We start from the raw sequence: 22252 nt of genomic DNA, 5'->3' as shown, positions 1-22252 counted from the left end.
AAGTTCTTAACTTAAATCCCAAACTAACGGAAGTAAAAAGTACACAAAAACCGACAACAAAATAATGGAGACTATATTTAACCAGATGCCTTTTTTAACCATATCTCCAATTTTTAAATACCCAGAACCAAATACAACAGCATTTGGTGGTGTAGCCACCGGTAGCATAAATGCACATGATGCAGAAATTGTGGCTCCAATTATTAAATAATAAGGATGTACGCCTAAAGTTGAAGCTAAAGAAATAAGAACAGGTAGCAACATAGCCGTTGTTGCGATATTTGATGTAATTTCGGTTAAAAAATTAACCATAGTAATAACTATAACCACCAAAATAACAAATGGAAATGCTTGTAAAGCTATTAATTTTTCTCCGAGCCAAATAGCAAGACCGCTTTCTTCGAAACCTAAAGCTAAAGATAATCCTCCACCAAAAAGCAACACAATACCCCAAGGTAATTTTACGGCATCTTCCCAATGCATTATTTTTTCATCTTTTTTACTTGATGGTATTAAAAACAGAAGGATTGCAAAAGACACACTTATTATAGTATCATCGATTGCAGGAACAAGTTTTTGAAGTAAAAATGAACGTGTTATCCAAGCAAAAGCAGTACAAGTAAAAACAATTAACACCATTTTTTCTTCGTACGTTAATTTACCTAAAGCTTTTAATTGTTTGTTTATTTCTTCACTTCCGCCAGGAAATTCTTTTTGTTTAAACTTAAAAGCTATGGCTGTTAAATATTTCCAGCATAAGAAAATTAAAATTGCTGCTATTGGAAACCCAAATATAAACCATTGAGAAAATGTAATTTCTTGGTTAAATGTGGTCTGTACAACACCTGCCAAAACTAAATTGGTTGGCGAACCTACCAAAGTACCAATACCCCCAATTGAAGCACTATAAGCTATAGCTAACATAAGCGCTTTACCAAAAATTTCGTTTTCGTTTTGTATGGTATTAGGATTATCTTTTAACTGACTAACAATGGCCATACCCATTGGCAAAATCATTACAGAAGCTGCGGTATTAGAAATCCACATAGACAGAAATGCTGTGGCTATCATAAACCCTAAAATGATATTTACGACATTAGTACCCACTATTCTTATAATTGAAAGCGCTATACGTTTATGTAAATTCCATTTTTCGATAGCTATAGCCAAAATAAAACCACCTACATAAAGAAAAATATATTTATGGCCATAAGTAGCTGTTGTTTGTGCTAAAGTTAAACCACCCGATAAAGGAAAAAGCACGATAGGTAATAGTGCCGTTACAGATATTGAAACTGCTTCTGTAATCCACCAAACGGCAACCCAAGCCACAGACGCTAAAACAGCATTTGCTTGTTGATTTAAACCTTCTGGATGAAAAAAGAGAAGAATTGAAAAAAAAGATACTGGACCTAAAATTTGCCCAACGAGACGTTTTGAAATCATCATTTTTTTGTTCTTAAGAAAAAATTAATTTTATATATAAACTTTTTACACGGTGACTAATTCATGATATAAAATAAACTAAAGTTTAATGGTTTATATATACTATACAACTATGCAATCTACACTTAAAATTCGCATCTTCTCATTTATAAATTAATCTTTGGGTTTAAAATCTGCTGCTTTCCATAATGGATTACTGTTATAATACTTTCCATCGGAAACAACTGCAGAAACTGTTCTAATATTTGTAATATTCTCTAAAGGGTTTTTATCTAAAATGGCTATATCTGCATCTTTACCAACTTCTAAACTACCGGTTTGCTCTCCAAGTCCCATAGCTGTTGCTGGATTTATTGTTGCAGTTTTTAAAGCTTCAAAAGCTGACATATTACCATACTTTTGGTATGTTTCAATTTCTAAATACAAACTAAAAACAGGTACAACATTATCGGTTCCTGCCACAATAGGAATTCCTGCTTTGTAAAACTTTCCTAAAATTTCCATGGATTTTATGTAGGTTTCTCTACCTTCTTTAGATTTTTGAGCAGATAATCCCGCTCTAAAACGTTTGCCTTCCCATAATTCTGGCGCTATTCTGTACGCATCTGGCTCAATGGTTTCTAAAGCATTTCCTTTTTCAAGACTTCTAGCAACATCTAGAGCTATAGTAGGATCTAGAACGGTTTTATTCTCAAGAAAAAAATCAATAGCATCATTAATGCGCTCGTCTGTTATGCTATTTAAACTTAAGGTTGGATACACTGCTCGTTTTAAATTTTTAGTAACCTTATCGGAATATAAAACCGTTAATATTCTTGAGCGATGACTAAGCATATCCATACCTAAATTTACCGCTTTTTTAGCATGTCGGGCTTGTATTGGCACATGGCCAGTTACCGTCATACCTCTTTTATGAGCTTCGGTTGCCAATACCTCTACAATTTCTGGAGCTACAGAAGTGTATATTTTTATTTGTTTATAACCGTTAGAATGATAAAGCTCTACAACTTCTTTGGCTTCTTCTACAGATCTGGCTCTTATAATTCCATTTCCTTTTACTCCAGGACCATCTGTCATTCCTGCCAATAAAATTTCTGGACCAACAGCCCCGTTAACAGCAATTTCGTCTCTAAATGCAGTTGCAAATTCTAACTCATTACCGTTATCTCTAATGGTTGTAACTCCACCAGCTAAGTAAGCCGGCCCCCATTGGACTTGGTTGGAGTGTGCGTGCATATCGAATAAACCAGGAATAAGTGTTTTACCAGAAACATCGATTACTTTGGCATTTTCAGGAATTTCTACTTCATCCTTTTTACCTATGGTTTTTATCTTTCCGTTTTCAATAATAACGGTCATGTTTTTTTGAGTAACATCGGTAACAGCATCAACTAAATCGGCGCCTACTAACGCTTTTACCGCCGATAAATCACCGTTTACCTCTTTGGTGTATTGTTGTAGTTGCGCAATTTCTTCTTCTACGTTACCATCAATAAATAATTGCTTAGCATCTTCATAACCCTTTCTAATTAATTCTCTAATTTGAGTATTGGCCTTTACTACAGCTATTAATTTATTAGACTCGTCTGTCCAAATAGTACGTCCTCCCCAATTAATACCTGTAACCACATAACGATTTAAAGGAATTTTTTCGCCTTTAATAACAGCGGTATCCTTCTTTTTAAATGTTATTGTAACCTCGTTTCTTGGTAAAGTTGGTACGGTTTTTAAGTTTTTTTCAAGACAATAGTAATACAGCATCATTTCTGCTCCTGCCGAAATATTGCTGTGTAACGGGAAAAAATCATCTAACTTTTCATGTTCTACAGTGTCGAAAAATTTTTCTTTTACTATAATTTTATCGGCTTTAACCTTAACTGTTAAGTTATTAGTAGTATCTTCTGCACGAATGCGTTTATTCTCGTAAGATATAGGAGTTAAATTAGTGGTTAAAAGCAAATTAGTTTGCACACCTGAAATACGACCTCTTTCGTTCTCGCCTTGTAAAGAGCTAAGTGTAATCGTATCTTTGTTTGCTGAAAGCGTGTAACTTTCTTCTCCAATTAAGGATTGCCTTCTATAAACAAGAAAAGTACCTTCGTCTGTATAATTTTCCCATTTTGTACTTGTTTTTGAAGCGCAACCGGCTAAAAATAACAAAACCGAAAGTTTACTTAATTGCTTTATTTTTTTTGAATACCTAATTATCATATTGTTTTATTGAATATTTTGATGTGTCTTTAAGGAAATTTTGGTGTAAATCTGTTGAAGTAATATTGATTTAACTCATCGGAATTACTTTCAATAATATCTAGTTTACCATCGGCATTTAAATCGGAGGTTAAGATATCGTAAGTGCTAAAAGCTTCATTATTTAACTGAACTTTACTCCAAGTTTGTGCATTGTTTTTATTTACAAACACATTATTAGGTGCAGCAACATTACCTATTATTATGTCGATATTTCCATCTAAATCTAAATCGCCTATAGATAATGAATATGATTTATCGTTACTATCATCGAAAACAACGCTGCGCTTATAATTTCCTTTTTTACTACCAAAATAAATAACGTTTGGCTCGCCAATGTTTGCCGTAATTATGTCAAGATAACCGTCCTTATCTAAATCTACAATTGCAACAGATCGGGTAATATCGTTTCCTGTTCCGTAAGGTATTTTTTCACTAAAATTTAATTGTCCATCATTTAAATACACATAGTTTGGTTGGTCGTCGCGGTTGGCAAGAACCAAATCTAAATGTCCGTCGTTATTCATATCGGCTACTTCCACATCTATAGTTGAATCCTTTTTAGACCCAAAACCAATGCTTTTAGTAAATTTTCCGGTTCCGTCGTTTAAGCAAATTTCGTTTTCCTTACCTCTGTTTGTTATTAAAATATCTAAATCGCCATCGCTATCAATATCTGCAACTACAATGTTTCTGGTTGGCGCATAAGTTTCACCAAAGCTTGCTCCTTTTGTAAAATGCCCTGTGCCATCGTTTATAAAAATATAATTAGGTGCCATATCGTTACCTACGGCAATATCTAAATCGCCATCGTTATCAAAATCGGCTAATTCTGTGGAATAACTTGTTTCTTGCTCGTCCCCTAAAATTCGAGACACGGTAAAAACACCTTTTCCATTGTTTATAAAAATACGATTTTGCCCAGGCCAATGTCTGCCATTTGCAACTAAAATATCCATATCGCCATCGGCATCAATATCTCCTATTCCCATAGAAGCGGTGCGCTCTTTGTAGGTTCCTAGAATTAAACGACCGCTATTAAAAAATTGTAATGATTGGGCCTGTAAATTGCTTACTAATACCGAGAAGCATATAAGTGTTAATATTCTCATTTGTTTAATGTCTTTATTATTTAAAATGTTTTATTCCTAAAGATTCGTAAAGTTCTTTGGCGTAGAAAAGGTTACCATCTTTCATTGTTAACTCTACACGGCGTATGTTACTTATATCATCTAAAGGATTACCATCAATTAAAATTAAATCGGCTTTTTTACCAACTTTAATCGATCCGTAATCTTGAGATGTCTCTGTTAATTCTGCCGATTTTATGGTTGCTAATTGTAATACTTCGGAGTTGGAAATGCCTGCTTTGGCATACATTTCTAATTCTCTGTGATATAAAAACCCTGGTAAACCATCGGTACCCGGAACTATTTGTATGCCTTGTTTATAAAAATCGTTTATTACCTCTAACATTTTATCAAGGCTCTTAGCATATCGCTCTATTTTATATCCCGATTTTGGTAAACCTCCACTATAAAAACCACGTTGATTCATAACCGGTAAACGACTAGCGATTGGCTTATATGTTGGACTAATCTCTCCTACTTGAGACACATACATATCTTCGAAAATAGACACGGTCGGGTCGATTACTATATTTTTTTCTTTTAAAAGATTAACAAAATCGATGTATTCTTTTGATTGTAAACTTAAATGAGCACCATGTTCTGCTGGCATAATATGTCGCAATGGCGTTCTCGTATCGATGGTGTCTGATAAAAAGTTTAAAAACACCATATTGATATGCTGAATCTCGTTATAGCCTTGATTTATAGCTTGTGTTGCCGTCATGTAAGCTGGAATATGCCCACTAACGCGCATCCCTAAATCATGAGACTTATCGGCCAATGGTTTTACCCATTCTGGTTTTATTGAGCTATATAATTTTATTTGTTGATAGCCTAAATCTTTATAAACCTGCACTTCTTTTAAACCTTCTTCTAAAGAACTTACAACATTTCGTTGATTTGCATAAGGCCCAGAACCATCAATAATACCCGCAAATGTTACTATTCTTGGGCCAATAATTTCGTTAGTATTAAATTGCTTACTTAGTTTTTTTAGTTGTTTATTATTTGCTAAATCTCTTACCGAGGTAATTCCGCCAGCAATATGTAAAAGCCCTCTAGAATTGGTATTATGGGTATGCATATCGTACATGCCTGGTAATAAAGTTTTACCAGAACCATCAATAACTTGAGCTTCTTTGTTTAACGTTTTGCTTTTACTAAAAGGATAAATGTTTTTGATAACATTATTTTCAACAACTACATCTTGATTATATAGTAAACCTCCAGATTCTGTAAATACATTTACATTTTGAATAACTAAGGTTTGATTTATTTTATGTGTTAATCGAGTAGCTTCCTGTTTTAAATAATCGATTTCTATACTATCCTGAAGCTTTTTCATGTTTAAACGCTCCGATGTAAAATCGTTTCTAATAACATGTAAGTTACCATCTATTTTACCAATCATTTCGTTAGATTGAAGCCAAATATATTTTGGATTCATATCTAAACCTTTAACCGAAATTAATTGTACAGACTCCCCGTTTTTTAACGTTAAATTGTACTTTTTTAAAAGTGAAGCTTCTCCTTCTGGGTAAAGTTTTACTTTATGATTTTTAGATTCTATAAGGTTTTGGGCTAATATTTCGTAAATAGCTGGTGTGCCATCAAAACGAAAATATAATGAAGAAGCATTGTAACTGGCTTCTCCATCTCCTTTTGCGTTGGACCAAGAAACTGTGCTAGGATTTGATGAAAATTTTTCTTCAATATTTACCTTTCTGTAGTTAACTCCAGAAATAGTTTGAGAAGCTATTACACCATTTTGAAGGGTTATCTTTTCAGAGAATTTAGGGCCTCGACCTCTATCTGTGTATTCGTAAAAATATTCAAAACTATCTTCGTCTATACTCCATTTTTCGTAAACGCCAGCAGGCTTTTCTCTAAAAACAACTTCGTAAGACAATTTTGTATCCGTTTGATTTTTGGAATCGGTACGCTTCTTACAAGCTGTAAACAAACATGCAAATACTAAAGCTAATGATAAAATATGCTTCATATAAAATGAAAAAATTATTTGTTTTTACTTAAGGTTTTAAGGTTTCTTTGTAGAAGCGTAACCAATTTAATCCTAATATTTTTTCAATATCACCAGTACTATAACCACGCTTATCTAAAACTTTGGCTACTTGTAAAAATCTATCTGGTTTATCAAGTTCTGGAATCCATGGTGGCCATTGTACTTTGTACGATGGTTTAAATCGGGATAATCGTGGTACAAACCAATTTTCGTAAGTTGAGCCCGTTGCTTGCAAACCTTGAATAGCAAAATCTGAAGATACGCCTACATGGTCTATACCTCCAACATTTATGGCATGTTCTATATGGTCTACATAAGTTTCTAGAGTAGTTTCTACGCCCAATTTAGGCCCGATCATGTATCCTAAAGAAATAATTCCCATCATTCCGCCTTTATCTGCCATTGCTTTAATTTGCCCATCGGTTTTAGCTCTTGGGTGATTTTTATGCAACGCTTCGCACATAGAATGGTTTATTGAAACTGGTGCGCTACTAAATTCAATACCTTCGTAAGTGGTTTGCTCTCCGCAATGCGATAAATCTATAATAATACCACGCTCGTTCATGTGGTTTACAACCTGAATCCCAAAATCTGATAATCCGCAATTGGTTCTTTCTGTGCTGCCATCTCCAATTAAGTTTCTTGAATTATAGGTTAACTGCATCCAGCGTAAACCGGCATCGTAAAGTTTATCTAGGTTTTTTAAAGATTTACCAATCATTGAAGCATTTTGAAAACCAAGCATAACCGCTGTTTTTCCTTCTTTTTTTGCTTTAATATAATCTTCGGCACCTGTACCTAATAAAAGTTTATCGGAATTTTCTTTTATTATGTTTTGCCAATTGTTTAGGTTATTTATGCACTTAGTTAAGTCTCCAGAATCTACTGAGGCATTAAAACCCGTGTAACCAGATTCGGCTAAAGCTTTAAATGAATCTTGGTTCCAGTTTCTGGAGATAATTAAGCCATCGTTAACTATTGCATTTTTATAAAGTTTTTCTATTTTACTTTTTGTTAACTCTGAAACTATAGGTGCTTTTGAGTTTACATCTACAGTTTCTAAAATAGAAGTGAGTGCATTAGCTGCAAGCCCAGGAAAAAGGGTACCAGCAGATAGTATTTTAACTAAATTTCGTCTATTTCTCTCCAAAATTATAGGGTTTTGTAAGTGTTATTTTCTGCAATAAGGTTACAGAAACCTTAGCCTATTAATAAAATAAGCTTCGTTTTATTAAACACACATTAATAGCAAATACACTATTAATGTGTGTTATTTTTAATTTATATTAATTCCAACCTGGGTTTTGAGTGATGTTCGGGTTTACATCAGTTTCATCTTGTGGAATTGGTAAAATATTGGTATTATCTCCATAAGGGATATAACAAATACTTGCAGTACATTGCGTTCTAACAATATCTTGTTTGTAACGCATTAAATCCCAAAGTCTTTGACCTTCAAAAGCTAATTCTAGTCTTCTTTCGAATAAAATTTCATCAATTAAATCTGTACCAGTTGCTGTAACATCTGGTGCTGTTGGTAACCCTCTTTGGCGCACCATATCTAAATCGTCTTGGGCTCCAGTAATATTTGTTCCAATTTGTGCTCTTGCTTCTGCTCTATTTAAATACATTTCGGCTAGACGAATCACTTTAGTATTGTCGTACCCTAAAACATTTGGATACTTATCTACTCTATACGGTGCATAATCGCCTTGTAAAAAAGCATCTTCTTTAAAAACTTGCATTCTAGCATCGTCTGCATCATATAAAGAAACCACATCGTTAGATGGTAAGTAATCACCATAACCATCTTCTACGTACATACCAGCGATACTGTTACCACCTTGGTTATCGGTTTCAGTCATTGATATTTCGAAAATAGATTCAGAACTATTGTCTTGGCTCCATAATGTTAAATAATTTTCGTTAGTTACTAAACTATAACCAGCATTTATTACATCGGTTGCCATGGCTTCAGCATTTTCCCAATCTTCCATGTATAAATACACTCTAGATAATAAAGCTTTTACTGCGGTAGAAGATAATGTGCTAGAATTACCAGTTCTTGATGTATCGCTCATTAAGCTGATTGCCGTAGTCATATCAGAAATTATTTGTTCGTACACTTCGGCAACAGTATTTCTTTCTGGCTCGTAAGTAGGATCGAAAGTTAAAATTAACGGCACACCTAAATGGCTAGCATCATCTGTATATGTGTAGTGTTGTGCAAAAAACTTTACTAAATCAAAATAAACTAAACCTCTTAAAGCATAAGCCTCGCCTAATAAATGATTGTATGTATCTTGAGAAGCATCTGGTACCGTTATATCTGCATTAATAATATTATTTAACGCATTATTTGCAAAATACATACCTGTCCATAACGCATTTGCTTGTGCATCTGAAACACTTTGAATATGTTCTGCGTAATCTACAATACGGTTAGCTTGCTCATTTTGTTTAACATCGTCTGCCATTACATCTGGAATTAAAAACATGTAACGCCCGTAGTAATATGCTCCAGAAATTTCGTCGTAAACCCCTGTAACAGAAGTTTCAACATCCTCTACATTTGTAATAGCATCAGAATCGGAAACTGCGTTTTGAGGAGAAACTTCTAAAAACGATTCTGAACATGATAGTATAACACCTACCATGATTAACAATAATATTTTATTATATTTTTTCATAAGTCTTTTTTTTAATTTACAGTTTAACATCTATTCCTAATGAAACAGTTTTCATAGCCGGAGTTAATCCGTAGTACGAACCATCAATTGCTTGCTCAGGGTCAATATAAAGCCCTTTATGCTTGGTCCATGTTAAAATGTTTGTACCTCTAGCGTACATTCTAATAGAACTAAGATGTACTAAAGACGTTATTTTTTCTGGGAAGTTGTAAGCTAATGTTAAATCTTTTAAACGGATAAAACTACCATCGTAAACCCAACGGGAAACATTTGCTTGGTTACTACCAGATTGCCCTCCCCAAACAAATTGTGGAAATAATGCATCTGTTTTACCTTCAACCCATCTATTTTCATATAAATAGGTAGCTGTACTTCTTGGAGTTAATCGTCCATCTCCTAAAGATCCACGTGCTCTACTATCAAATAAATCATTACCGTAAGAGTACATAAAATTAGCATCTAAGGTAAATCCTTTATAAGATAAAGATGAGTTAAAACCACCGTAAAATTCTGGTGTTCCGCTTTTACCAATTAAATAACGTTCGGCCTCTCCAATATCGTTTGTAATTGTTGTTTCTGTAGCATCTGTATAATATTGTGGTAAACCATTGGTTTGATCTACACCTGCCCAACCATACATGTAGTAAGATTGAAAATCTTGACCTACTTGGCGTCTGTATGCGCCATCGGTATAATCTTCAACTAATTCTGTAATTTCATTTTTAAGGAAAGTAGTGTTAAAACCTAAACTCCACTTGAGATCTTTTTTAGAAATAATATCGGCATTTAAAGTAATTTCAAGTCCTGAATTTTTCATAGAACCGAAATTTTGAGTTAATTCTGTAAAACCAGTTGTTGGAGAAATAGGCACATCTAAAATTAAATCTGATGATTCACGATTAAAATATTCAACTGTACCATTAATTTTATTGAATAATCCAAAATCTACCCCAACGTTAAAGTTTTCTTGTGTTTCCCATGTTAACTCTGGATTACCTAATTGTGAAGGACTACCTCCTGGTGAACCATCGTAATCTTGCCCATAACCATATAAACCTTGCGATGCGAAATTACCAATACCAGCGTTACCCGTAACACCAAAGGAACTTCTTATTTTTAACAAGTTTAAAAAAGACATATTTTCTAAGAATTTTTCTCTAGAAACATTCCAACTTGCTCCAACAGAATAAAATATTCCGTAGCGATTATCCGATCCAAATCTAGAAGATCCATCACGACGCAAACTACCCGATAAGTAATATTTACGATCGTAATTATAATTAGCTCTAGTAAACATAGAGTTAAACGTGTACTCTGAGTCTGAACCACCAACAGCATATTCTGCAGCCGCACTACCTATATTTCTAACAATGTCATTAGGAAAATCTGTACCAGACCCCCAACTTGTTTCTCTGTAAGTTTGTTGTGCTTCGTAACCAGCTAAAACATTAATGCTATGAATATCATTAAAATCGAATGTGTAATCTACAGTTTGCGTACCGACCCAAGTTTTACTTAAAACAGAACCTTCATAAGCATAACCATTTGTGTTATACCCTGTACCGTAACGACGGTTATAATACTGAGACTCACCAATACTAAACACATCAAAATTCCATTGCGAACGTACAATTAAGTTAGTTAAAGGCGTAACTGTAACCGCAAAATTATCGATAACACGTAATGTTTTTGTTTCCCATAAATCGTCTCCACTTAAACTTCCCACGGGATTACTACCAATAGGAAAATAATTCGCCGAAGCATGTAAAGCATTATATTGTCCTTCTTCATCATAAATAGGAATTAGCGGTGATAATTCTAATGTATTTTTAAAAGGGTTGTTCCAAGAACCTCCATCTGGCGCTGTACTCGATTTGATATCAGATACAGTTAAATTATTAGAAATTGACACATAATCATTAACCTTATAATCAATATTTGCACGCGTGCTATATCTTTTAAAACCATAACCAATAATATAACCTTCTTGATCCATGTAACCAGCAGACATGAAATATTTAACATCATCTGTACCCCCTCTAACACTTACATCGTAGCTTTGCGTAACACCCGTACGTGTAATAGCATCTAGCCAATTTGTATCTGTTGGTTCACCTGTTAAAGGATTTATTTGTTGAATGTATCTAGCATCTAATCGTGCTTGTGCTTCTTCAACAGTATCGCCTTGGTTTACATAACCCTCAATAAACAATTCTGTATATTGTGCTGCATTTAAAGGTTTTAAAATATCTTTTGAAGCTTGAGAGTTAAATCCTGTAAGTGTTTTTAACTCTACTACCGCCTTACCAGATTTTCCTTGCTTTGTTGTAATTAAAATAACACCATTTGCTCCACGAGAACCATAAATAGCTGTAGAAGCGGCATCTTTTAAAACACTTATGCTCTCAATATCATTTGGATTTAAAGAACTAATAACGTTAGAACTGGCACCGTCGTTATCGTTTAAAGCTTGACTTCCTGCAGAAATAGGAATACCATCGATTACGTAAAGCGGAGCACTTGATGCATTTATAGAACCAATACCTCTAATTCTAATTTGAGTATTCGCACCTGGCGCACCATCGGATGACGACGCTTGTAAACCTGCTACATTACCGCGTAGTGATTGTTCGAAAGACGATGTAGGTGCTTGCTCTAACTGCTCTGATTTTACAACTGAAACGGCCCCTGTTATTGACTCTTTGGTTTGTCTACCATAACCTACAATTACGATTTCGTTTAACTCGGCCGTGTTTTCTTTCATGGTCACATTAATTTCTTTTTGTGTACCAACAACAATACTCTGTGTTCCCATACCTACATAGGTAAATTCTAAAACACTATCTACACTTGGTACAGAAATATTATATTTCCCATCAAAATCGGATTGTGCACCAATTTGTGTTCCCTTAACAATAATATTTACACCTGGCAATGGCATACCAGACCCATCTGTTATTGTTCCTGTTATTAAAATTTCTTGATCAGCGTTTGAAACTTTAGCTTCTTTTACTTCGGCGACCGTATTTTTTTTAACAACTACTTGCTTACCGTCAATGCTATAAACAAGCCCTGTATTTATAAAGGCTTTATCTAACACACTATTTACAGAAGCATTTTTTAATTTTAAAGACACTTTTTTAGTTGTTTTCACAACATCGTCTTTATAAAAAAAGATATAATCACTACTACTTTGAATTTTAGTAAATAGCTGTTCTATTGATATACTTTGTACGTCTATATCAATTTTCGATTGGCTTGACACGGTATTCGCATAAACCGATGTAAGTCCGATACTAAGAAATAATAAAAATATTCTCATGAGAGCTAGAATATCTAAACTTGATTTTTTTTTCATACTTTTGAGTTGAGTTAATTAATGTTACTACGTATGTAGCAATGTTGAATTTTAAATAGCTGGAAAATGTTGCCGCATTTTCTAGCTTTTTTAATTTTAGAATTTAGTTTTCTTCATTTATTGCTGTTTTTGATTTATGATTATTTTATTCTTATTTAAAGTATATATCATATCTGTACTAGCTGCAATATTCTGCAACACGCTTTCTATATTTTCATTTAAATCTAAATATCCTGAAAATGTTTCGTTTGCCAGGTCATTATTTAAAATATCAACATCTACGTTATAATATCTAGATACACGCTTTGTAATATATTTTAAACTGTTATTTTTAAATATTAAAATACCATCGCGCCAAGAAAAGTAATTATCTACATTTACTTTTTCAGACATTATGCTTTTCGTGCCTTTATTAAAACTAGCTTTTGTTCCAGGTGTAATTTTCATTTTTTCGGTAAAGTCTGTAGCTGCCAAATTTTCTTTGTAACTAATTTTCACACTACCACTTTTTAATACCGTGTTTGTAAATTTTTCGTCTTTATAACTAGTTACGCAAAATACAGTACCAAGCACCTCTACTTCTTGGTTTTCGGAAAGTACTATAAAAGGTTTGCTTTTATTATGTGCTACATCAAAAATGGCTTCACCTTCTAAATAAACCTCGCGACGCTTCCCATTAAATGCCGCTGGATATACTATTTTAGAACCTGAATTTAACCAAACTATACTTCCATCTGAAAGTTTAATTTTTCCGCGACGCCCATAAGGAACTAACAGCGTATTGTATAGAACTTTATTATTTTTTTGAGTGTTTTGCTGTAATTGCTCTGTATCTCCTAAAACAACGGTTTCACCAGATTTTGAATAGTTTATACCTTTGGAGTCGTCTGTAACATTAACACTTTGGCCTTCAGACAATACTAAAACCACCTCGCCAGTATTGTTAACATTTATATTACCAGATTCATTTACAAACTTCGTTATTGAAGCTTCTGGAGTTGTTTTAAACATAAAAAAACAAGTTCCTAACAAAATAACCGAGCACATAACAACACTGTATGCTATTCGATTTCTACGTTTTTGTTTTGGAATCTCATCTACAGACGCCATTATTTTATTTTTAAGCACAACTTTTTCAAGCTCTGTAATTGGTAATATTTTTATTTTAGATGATTCTTTCTCTTTCATTTTTTAATTTAATAACATTAAATATTTGCTTTTAGCTATATTAGTTGGTCACATTTATTTAAAGTAAGCTAGGGGCTTTTTATAGACAAAAAGACTTCATTATTTTGCTAATAATAAAAATTAAGTTTGCGCAATGCTTTTATAGCTCGATATATTGAAGTTCGAGCTGTTTCAACAGAAATACCCATGATTTCTGAAATTTCTTCATAAGATTTATCTTCGTTAAATCTTAAATACAACACTCTTCGTTGTTTATCTGTTAAGGTTTTTAATGCCTTTGCTAAAGAACTATTTCTATGTGCAGTACGCTCTTCGCTTATTATTTTCTTTTCGCAAGAGTCGGTATGATTTTTTGGAGTAGTATCTAGTTTGGTTTGAAATTCACTGGCTTCAAAAGGCTTGTCTTTTACTTTATATTTTTTATTTATTTTTCGCTTTAAAGACTGTAGCAAATAATATTTAACATTACTAGTAAGCGCCAGGTTTTTCCTGTATTTGTATAAATCTAAAAATAAATCATGAATACAATCCATAACATAACCTCTATCTTTAGAATGATACATGCCGTAGTTAAACAAAACATCGATATACAAATCGTAGAGTTCACCAAGAGCCAACTTATCGCCTTTTATAAGTCGTTTCCATATTTTTAAATCTTCGTTAGTAGAAGTTTTCAAGCTATTTAAACTCGTTTCTTTGGTGTTGGAAAAAACATCTTCATTTACATGTAAATTATTTTCCAAAGCCAAAGCCAACGCTAGTTCTCCATATTCTTGCATAAACTTTAAGTTTTGAGTTAGTTTAAAAGCAGTTTTTACCGCCTTTCAATAATATAAGCAAAAAATAGAAGCTATATAGACAAAATTATTAAATTGATAATCAATTTTGTGTTATTCAAAATTATTGATACATTTTTAACACAAACCAAAAATTTTTAATAGTCAAAAATCAATTATTCACAAAAAAGCCAAATACCAACCGTATAATTAGCCCTACAAAAACGATACGAATTTATTATAAATTGAGTTACTTTTTTTGAAGAAATATCATAATTTAAATCTCTTTAGGTTAAGAAAAACTCCATAAACTCAATTAACCAATCACAGTAAATGTCTGATAAAGCAGGAAAAATATTACTTTTTAACTCTGTAAAAGATACATGGCATTAATTAACGCAGAAATAGAAAAGTATATACAAAAAATACATGTTATGTAAAATATATTGCGGCTTCTTTTTGATTCAGTCATAGATAGTAAATTGTTAATTCACCTTTTATAAGAACACAATCATTAATTTATAGACACTTAAAAACAAAAAAGCCCCAACATAAATGTTAAGGCTTTAAGTGATCGCACTAGGATTCGAACCTAGGACCGCCTGCTTAGAAGGCAGGTGCTCTATCCAGCTGAGCTATGCGACCAGATATTTATAATTTAATTTTCCAGTGCGCAAATATAGAATTAACTACAAATCTAACCAAAAAAAATTCTTAATAATTTAATTCTATATATTTTTAACAAATAACACAAACGAAATCAGTATTTTACAAAATAAAAAACCTGTAAAAGCACATAAAAACGGGGAAATTTAACTGGCTTTATTAGAATTTCACACCACAAAACACTAAAATTTAAAGTCGAAAGTTTTACTTTTATCACATAAAACACGAACTGTAATGCGTTATATCTATTTTGCTTTAACCTTATGCTTTTTAATGCTTTGGAGCTCTTGCCGAAAAGATTTTGAGTTTTCTGCAAGCACAGGAACACTTCAATTTTCTAAAGACACGGTGTATTTAGATACCGTTTTCACAAACATTGGGTCGAGCACTTATAACTTAAAAGTTTATAACAAAAGCGATAACGATATTTTAATTCCTTCGGTTAAATTAGCCTTAGGAGATGCTTCAAACTACAGGTTAAGTGTCGATGGCATTGCGGGAAAATCGTTTGAAAATGTAGAACTCCTTGCAAAGGATAGCTTATTTATTTTTATTGAAACAACCATAGATTATAACGATTTTAGCAACTCCGAAATTTCTTTTTTATATACCGACAAAATTGAATTCGACTCTGGCGCAAATCTTCAAGAAGTCGAACTTGTTACATTGGTTCAAGATGCTATTTTTATTTACCCAGATAGAGATAATACCACCAAAGTTATTGAAACATTAACATTAAATATTGGTGGAGAATTAATTGAAACCGAGTTACAAGGACGCGAATTACTACCAGAAGAGCTCACATTTACAAACCAAAAACCCTACGTTATCTATGGGTTTGCTACCGTGCCGGAAAACCAAACCTTAACCATTGAGGCTGGCTCGCGTGTGCATTTTCATGCAGATTCTGGCATTATTGTGTCTAACAATGCATCGTTACAAATTAATGGTGAATTAAGCTCAGATCAAGAAACTCTTGAAAATGAAGTAATTTTTGAAGGCGACCGTTTAGAACCTCTTTTTGCCGATGTACCAGGACAATGGGGAACCATTTGGCTGTTAGATGGCAGTGTTAACAACAGCATTAATTATTTAACCATAAAAAATGCAACTATTGGCGTATTAAGCGACGGCAACCCAAACACCATTAATAACAAACTTAACATTAGCAACTCGCAAATTTACAATTCCAGTGCCTTTGGTATTTTTGGTAGAAACACCTCTATAGCTGCAGAAAATTTGGTTATAAATAATAGCGGACAATCATCGTTTGCTGGAACCATTGGCGGAAAATACAATTTTACACATGCCACATTAGTTAATTATTGGAATAATGGTTTTAGGCAATATCCAGCAGTTTTACTAAATAATTTTATTTTAGATGAAGACAACAATGCTACACTCGCTAATTTAACCGAAGCCAATTTTAATAATTGCATAATTTATGGCAACGATAACACCGAGTTTCAGCTAGAAGAAATTGAGGACGACGCTATCGATTTCAATTTTAAATTCACCAATTGTTTAATCCGTTTTAACGATACTAGCAATAATTTTACTGGGGATAATTATAATTTTGATAATACCGAATTATACGAAAACATTATTTTTAATCGTGAGCCAGATTTTAAAGATACTGCTACCAACCAGTTTATTATTGGCGCAGATTCTCAGGCTATTAATCAAGGCGCTGCCCTATTTGCAAACCAAGTACCTTTCGATATTTTAAATGAAGATAGAACTGCTTCCCCAGATATAGGCGCTTATCAGCATACAACATTTACCGAAGGCGATTAAATTTAATACCTCTACTTATTGTTTTAATACATCATATTTTATAACTTTCTGACTATCAAACTATTTTTTTAAGCAAGCTATTGAATAAATGCAGCATAGCACCATTATGAAAAATGAAAAATTACTAGTTAACATTTTAATAGGATTTGGTTTACTTACTATTCCTGTTTTTACATCGCCAGAAATAGTAAAAGGATGGGCTATGTTTACATTTGCTCCATTTTTAAGAAATTTTATAAGCTATTTTTTACTAACCTTATTTTTCTTTTTTAGCTACTACTTTATTATTCCTAAATTTTATATTCCTAAGCACTGGGTATATTTATTTTTAACCGGATTAATGTGTTATTTTTTGGTTCTGCAAATTCCAAAATTTATAATTCACAACGAATTAATAGCTGGACTACAAAAACCACCGCACCCACCTCGACACATGCAAAACCCCGACTTTCAATACATAAAAAATCACCCTGTTTTAAGGCATTTAGTCTCTAAAGACAGCCATTTAATGCAATTTCTTGGTGTGTTTTTTTTATCTGCGTTTTTAAGAGTTAGCGAACAAGCCAATAAAATAAAAAACGAAAAGCTTAAAGCAGAAATAGCGTATTTAAAAGCGCAAATAAACCCACATTTTTTATTTAATACTTTAAACAGTTTATATGCGTTAGTATTAACAAAGTCCGACGATGCTCCAAGTGCCATTTTAAAACTATCTGAACTAATGCGTTATGCCACAACAGAAAGTGGTAACAATTTTGTAAATTTAGATAAAGACGTACAAATAATAAATGCATTTATAGATTTACAAAGACTTAGATTAACCAATAAAACAAAAATTACGACACACTTTACTGGGGATTTTAAAAACTATAAAGTTTCGCCATTTATTTTAATTTGTTTAGTAGAAAATGCCTTTAAATATGGCTCAGATACCGAAAATAGCTCAGAAATTACGATAAGCCTTACATTAAATAAAAATAATTTAAATTTAGAAGTTAAAAACAATATTGTAAACCCCAACATACCTTTTACTACCAAAAAAGGAATTAGTAACACAAAAAGCCAATTAAACCTTTTTTACCCAAATAAGCACAAACTAGTAATCGCTAAACAAGACCAAACTTATAAAGTAAATTTAGACTTAAACCTAGCATGATAAAAGCTGTTGCCATTGACGATGAACCACTCGCTCTCACAATTATTGAAGAATATTGTAAGGCCATTGACTATATAAAGTTGGTAAAAACATTTACCAACCCTAACAAGGCAAAAAAATATTTAAATAATTTTCCTGTAGATGTTATTTTTCTAGACATAAAAATGCCTAATGTAAATGGCATAAACTTTTACAAAGCTTTAAACCAAAATGTTCATGTTATTTTCACCACAGCCTTTAGCGAGTTTGCTGTTGAAGGTTTTAATGTTAACGCAACAGATTATTTACTAAAACCATTTTCTAAAGACCGATTTATTGAAGCCATTAATCGTGTTAAAAATAATAAAGAGGATGATGAAAATTGCGAGCACAAATACCTTAAAATTAGAGCAGACTACAAACTAAACAGAATAAAGCTATCTGACATACAATATATTGAAGCCATGAACGACTATGTGAAAATTCACCTAGAATCAAACAAGAATATCGTGGCCCGATCTACCATGACCAACGTTTTAAAAAAAATACATTGTAAACATTTTATACGTATTCATAAATCGTACATTATTTCGGCAACCCGAATTAAATCTGTAGAAAAAGATAAAATTACATTAGATTTTATTGAACTTCCCATTGGTAATAAATACAAAAATCAATTGGAAGAATTAAACGACTTATTTTAACCGCAAAATAACCAAGGTTAATCGCAAATTATTTCATTTCACTTTAAGCATTACTATTTTCATAAAAAAATATTTATGCTTTCAAATCTAAGAACAACAAAATCATTTTTATCCATAATATTTCTAGGCTTATTCATAGCTTGCGGAAATAACGACAACAGTACATCAACAGACGATGATGATGACACCTCTGCTGCATGTGAAACAGATGGTGAAGTAGACCAAAGTACAGACACCGAAATTGAAGCTATGCGAGAAGCAATGGTTAATTTTAGAGCTTCCTTATCTTCTACTCTTTTAAATGAAGCTGATAATTGCCTAGACAATGAACGCTTTTACCTGTGGCACAATACACCAAATACCAGTGGCACAAACAGAGATGGTATAATTTACGACGATTTAACCGATGCGCAGCTTACAGCTTTTAAAGAAATACTACAGTTATTTTTAAGTACAGAAGGTTACGAAAAAGTATATGAAATTACAGAATTAGCCGAAGGTTGGCTAGAAGATAGCAGTAATATGGACGCTTGGTCTCCAGGCTACTACTCTATCGATATGTTTGGCGACCCAGAAACTAGCGGTTCTTGGGGATTTCAATTAGATGGCCACCATTGTGCTATAAACTTTTTAGTACATGGCGATAACGTATCTATGGTTCCTGCTTTTATGGGTGGCGAGCCTGCCGAAGAAACCTACAATGGTACAGATTACAACATTTTTGAAAACGAAAAAGCTTTAGCTATTGCACTTTACAACGGCATGACAGATACCGAACTTTCTTCGGCATTAATTAGCACAACCGACAGAGATTTAAGAGTTGGCGCTGCAGATATGTCTGGCGATCCAGACCCATACCGTGGTACATACGATTATTCTGGCTTTACAACAGGCTTAAAATATTCAGATATGTCTACTGATACGCAAGCCAATGTAATTGCCTTAATGAAAGAACATGTTTACAACCTTACCGACACCTTTGCAGATGATTGGTGGACCGATATCTCTGCAAATTTAGACGACACCTATTTTGTTTTTGTTTACGACGAAGCACCATCAACAACCTCACAGTTTTACTACCGTGTTTACAACCCTTATTTATGGGCAGAATTTAACACCGAAGATGTTACTGGTGCCAACGCAAATACTATTGCAGATTATAACCACGTGCATGCCATAACCCGAATACCTAACAACCCAACCACAGATAATGGAGGAGATTACGGCATATTTGCACAACTAATTAATAATGGTGGTCCTAGAACATTGCTAGAGCATTATGCCTTGTCTAATCACCATAACCTGAGTACCATTAAATTTGATTACACAGTTGAAGGCTTATTACCTGAGCGTTATAATCATGGACACTCTCACAGCCATGGTTAAATTCATTTTATTTACAAATTTTAAAAATTTGTTTTAGTTTGAATTGTAAAACGAGTAACGTAAAAGTTACTCGTTTTTTTACTTAATTATTAATGCAAATTAATTACTTTAATAATTAGCTCATTAAAGTTTAGGTTGCGCGCTCACAGAACAAAATTTTATAAAAGTAAATACTATGTAACAAACTACCATTGCTGGTATTTATGCTTGTGAAGATAATGCCAGCCCATTTCGAGCCGTATCTACAGGAACTATTGCGGGTGCTGCTGCAAATAATGCTTTAATTAATGAAGCTTTTTAAAATACCTTACAGGCTTTAAAAATAAGCACATCTAAGTTTTTATTATAAACTCGAACTCTCTAATAATTATTTTGGAATTTCTATATTTGTAATCTGATTTACTTATCAACATAGTATCTGTGTCTTTCTAAAAAAGACAATCTCAATTAAATGAGAAATTAACGCATCAAAATCTTCTATTTTTTTGTTGCGCAGATAATTATATTCGGTTATTTAAACAAATTTCACACTAAAAACAATTGATTACAAATCGATTGCATTATCCACTTACCATGTTTTCAACATATCAATAAGTAATAAAATAGAACGACAAAAAATGAAAAACAAACAATTAATAAGTCGAAATATAGAATTATTTTATACCAAAGTATCAGAAGAAACCAGATTGGATAAAGGCATGGGAGTATTCGAATTTGAAAGAATTAAATCACTAATAGAAAAATATATTCAATCCTCACCGCTAAAAATAATTGATATTGGAGGAGGCACAGGAAAATATTCAGAATGGCTTGCAAAAAAAGGACATCAAGTTCATTTAGTCGAACCCGTTCGCAAACATATAATATTAGCCGAAAAAAGAGCAAATAGGTTAAAAAATAAATTTTCGGTTCAACTAGGGGAATCTCGAAAATTAGAATTTAAAAATAATTTTGCCGACTTAATAATACTTCATGGACCACTTTATCACCTTCAAAATAAAGAAGATAGATATTTAACCATTAAAGAAGCTAAACGGGTACTAAAAAACGACGGAATAATATTAGGATTTGCAATTAATTATACTGCATCAACTTTAGTTGGTCTTTTAAATGGGCTAATTCATAAAAATTCGTTTTTTAAAATGTGCAAAGAAGAATTAACAACAGGAATACACAACCAACCAATCGATTTTCCCTGGCTTTTAGCAGAAGCATATTATCATAAACCCGAGCAATTAAAAAATGAATTTACAACTCAAGGATTAATCCACATGAATACTTATGCCGTTGAAGGAATGGCTTGGTTAGACAAAGATTACTTTAAAAATATGATGAATAGTGAAAAGAAAAAAACATTGTTAGAACTTATTAAAATTACAGAAAACGACAGCTATCTTTTACCTTTTAGCCCACATATGATGATTGCCGTTCAAAAAAAAATTAAATGATGAAAATTAAAGATGTGTATTACAAAGCACTAATTGAAAATAACGGTCGATTAAATGAAATTGACCTTGGAGAAAAGCTTGGACTTAATCAAGAAGAAACACAGCAAATAATTGTGCAACTTCTATCCGAACATAAAATTGAATATTTGGAAAATAGATCTTGCAATTATAAACCAATAAAACGAAAAAAATAGTAAATCGCTAAAAAATAAGTATATATACCTATTTGCATTTTAACACAAAAAATCGAACTTG

General features: G+C 32.7%; 15 protein-coding genes and 1 tRNA gene. 6 read left to right on the top strand and 10 right to left on the bottom strand.

The window, feature by feature from the left end; translation table 11 throughout:
- Positions 1 to 6: 6 nt before the first annotated feature.
- The 10 genes from LG651_RS12875 to LG651_RS12830 form a co-directional block, all read right to left on the bottom strand.
- Positions 7 to 1449, bottom strand: coding sequence for an SLC13 family permease (locus LG651_RS12875; RefSeq protein WP_226696525.1), 1443 nt, complete (start codon positions 1447 to 1449; stop codon positions 7 to 9).
- 150 nt (positions 1450 to 1599) lie between these two features.
- Entirely contained in the window at positions 1600 to 3657 is a 2058-nt protein-coding gene (locus tag LG651_RS12870) for an amidohydrolase family protein (RefSeq protein ID WP_226696524.1), read from the bottom strand.
- Positions 3658 to 3686: 29 nt separating this feature from the next.
- The gene (locus LG651_RS12865; RefSeq protein WP_226696523.1) at positions 3687 to 4808 is read right to left on the bottom strand and encodes an FG-GAP repeat domain-containing protein; all 1122 of its coding nucleotides are present in this window, start codon (positions 4806 to 4808) and stop codon (positions 3687 to 3689) included.
- Positions 4809 to 4824: 16 nt separating this feature from the next.
- On the bottom strand, positions 4825 to 6828 hold the full coding sequence (locus tag LG651_RS12860; protein WP_226696522.1) for an amidohydrolase family protein: 2004 nt from the start codon (positions 6826 to 6828) through the stop codon (positions 4825 to 4827).
- 28 nt (positions 6829 to 6856) lie between these two features.
- Positions 6857 to 7999 (bottom strand): dipeptidase, encoded by a 1143-nt coding sequence (locus LG651_RS12855; RefSeq protein WP_226696521.1) that lies wholly within the window; start codon positions 7997 to 7999, stop codon positions 6857 to 6859.
- 136 nt (positions 8000 to 8135) lie between these two features.
- Positions 8136 to 9539, bottom strand: a complete 1404-nt coding sequence (locus LG651_RS12850) for a RagB/SusD family nutrient uptake outer membrane protein (protein ID WP_226696520.1) — start codon at positions 9537 to 9539, stop codon at positions 8136 to 8138.
- A 16-nt stretch (positions 9540 to 9555) separates the two neighbouring features.
- Positions 9556 to 12897: a TonB-dependent receptor gene (locus LG651_RS12845; protein WP_226696519.1), complete on the bottom strand. Its 3342-nt coding sequence runs from the start codon at positions 12895 to 12897 to the stop codon at positions 9556 to 9558.
- Positions 12898 to 13014: 117 nt separating this feature from the next.
- Positions 13015 to 14085, bottom strand: a complete 1071-nt coding sequence (locus LG651_RS12840) for a FecR family protein (protein ID WP_226696518.1) — start codon at positions 14083 to 14085, stop codon at positions 13015 to 13017.
- Between the two features lie 107 nt (positions 14086 to 14192).
- Positions 14193 to 14864 (bottom strand): RNA polymerase sigma factor, encoded by a 672-nt coding sequence (locus LG651_RS12835; protein WP_226696517.1) that lies wholly within the window; start codon positions 14862 to 14864, stop codon positions 14193 to 14195.
- 568 nt (positions 14865 to 15432) lie between these two features.
- Positions 15433 to 15506, bottom strand: a tRNA-Arg gene (locus LG651_RS12830).
- A gap of 255 nt (positions 15507 to 15761) precedes the next feature.
- On the opposite strand from LG651_RS12830, the gene LG651_RS12825 reads away from it, so the two are divergent.
- From LG651_RS12825 to LG651_RS12800, 6 genes are all read left to right on the top strand, one after another.
- Positions 15762 to 17324, top strand: a complete 1563-nt coding sequence (locus LG651_RS12825) for a hypothetical protein (protein WP_226696516.1) — start codon at positions 15762 to 15764, stop codon at positions 17322 to 17324.
- An 88-nt stretch (positions 17325 to 17412) separates the two neighbouring features.
- Positions 17413 to 18480 (top strand): sensor histidine kinase, encoded by a 1068-nt coding sequence (locus LG651_RS12820; protein WP_226696515.1) that lies wholly within the window; start codon positions 17413 to 17415, stop codon positions 18478 to 18480.
- Positions 18477 to 19163, top strand: a complete 687-nt coding sequence (locus LG651_RS12815) for a LytR/AlgR family response regulator transcription factor (protein WP_226696514.1) — start codon at positions 18477 to 18479, stop codon at positions 19161 to 19163. The genes LG651_RS12820 and LG651_RS12815 overlap by 4 nt, the downstream gene beginning before the upstream one ends.
- A 75-nt stretch (positions 19164 to 19238) precedes the next feature.
- Entirely contained in the window at positions 19239 to 20549 is a 1311-nt protein-coding gene (locus LG651_RS12810) for a DUF3500 domain-containing protein (protein WP_226696513.1), read from the top strand.
- A 617-nt stretch (positions 20550 to 21166) separates the two neighbouring features.
- Positions 21167 to 21997, top strand: a complete 831-nt coding sequence (locus tag LG651_RS12805; RefSeq protein ID WP_226696512.1) for a class I SAM-dependent methyltransferase — start codon at positions 21167 to 21169, stop codon at positions 21995 to 21997.
- Positions 21994 to 22191 carry a hypothetical protein gene (locus tag LG651_RS12800; RefSeq protein WP_226696511.1) on the top strand — a complete coding sequence of 66 codons (198 nt, stop codon included), beginning with the start codon at positions 21994 to 21996 and terminating at the stop codon, positions 22189 to 22191. Before LG651_RS12805 ends, LG651_RS12800 begins: the two co-directional genes overlap by 4 nt.
- Positions 22192 to 22252 lie beyond the last annotated feature (61 nt).

The organism is Neotamlana sargassicola (assembly GCF_020523965.1).
GTDB lineage: Bacteria > Bacteroidota > Bacteroidia > Flavobacteriales > Flavobacteriaceae > Neotamlana > Neotamlana sargassicola.
This window is presented reverse-complemented; position numbering and strand designations above follow the sequence as displayed.

What these genes read in the sequence shown, in the direction of transcription:
- LG651_RS12840 (WP_226696518.1), bottom strand. Translation starts at nt 14,085, where the DNA reads ATGAAAGAGAAAGAATCATCTAAAATAAAAATATTACCAATTACAGAG.
- LG651_RS12850 (WP_226696520.1), bottom strand. Translation starts at nt 9,539, where the DNA reads ATGAAAAAATATAATAAAATATTATTGTTAATCATGGTAGGTGTTATA.
- LG651_RS12870 (WP_226696524.1), bottom strand. Translation starts at nt 3,657, where the DNA reads ATGATAATTAGGTATTCAAAAAAAATAAAGCAATTAAGTAAACTTTCG.
- LG651_RS12800 (WP_226696511.1), top strand. Translation starts at nt 21,994, where the DNA reads ATGATGAAAATTAAAGATGTGTATTACAAAGCACTAATTGAAAATAAC.
- LG651_RS12805 (WP_226696512.1), top strand. Translation starts at nt 21,167, where the DNA reads ATGAAAAACAAACAATTAATAAGTCGAAATATAGAATTATTTTATACC.
- LG651_RS12810 (WP_226696513.1), top strand. Translation starts at nt 19,239, where the DNA reads ATGCTTTCAAATCTAAGAACAACAAAATCATTTTTATCCATAATATTT.
- LG651_RS12835 (WP_226696517.1), bottom strand. Translation starts at nt 14,864, where the DNA reads ATGCAAGAATATGGAGAACTAGCGTTGGCTTTGGCTTTGGAAAATAAT.
- LG651_RS12820 (WP_226696515.1), top strand. Translation starts at nt 17,413, where the DNA reads ATGCAGCATAGCACCATTATGAAAAATGAAAAATTACTAGTTAACATT.
- LG651_RS12825 (WP_226696516.1), top strand. Translation starts at nt 15,762, where the DNA reads ATGCGTTATATCTATTTTGCTTTAACCTTATGCTTTTTAATGCTTTGG.
- LG651_RS12865 (WP_226696523.1), bottom strand. Translation starts at nt 4,808, where the DNA reads ATGAGAATATTAACACTTATATGCTTCTCGGTATTAGTAAGCAATTTA.
- LG651_RS12875 (WP_226696525.1), bottom strand. Translation starts at nt 1,449, where the DNA reads ATGATGATTTCAAAACGTCTCGTTGGGCAAATTTTAGGTCCAGTATCT.
- LG651_RS12815 (WP_226696514.1), top strand. Translation starts at nt 18,477, where the DNA reads ATGATAAAAGCTGTTGCCATTGACGATGAACCACTCGCTCTCACAATT.
- LG651_RS12845 (WP_226696519.1), bottom strand. Translation starts at nt 12,897, where the DNA reads ATGAAAAAAAAATCAAGTTTAGATATTCTAGCTCTCATGAGAATATTT.
- LG651_RS12860 (WP_226696522.1), bottom strand. Translation starts at nt 6,828, where the DNA reads ATGAAGCATATTTTATCATTAGCTTTAGTATTTGCATGTTTGTTTACA.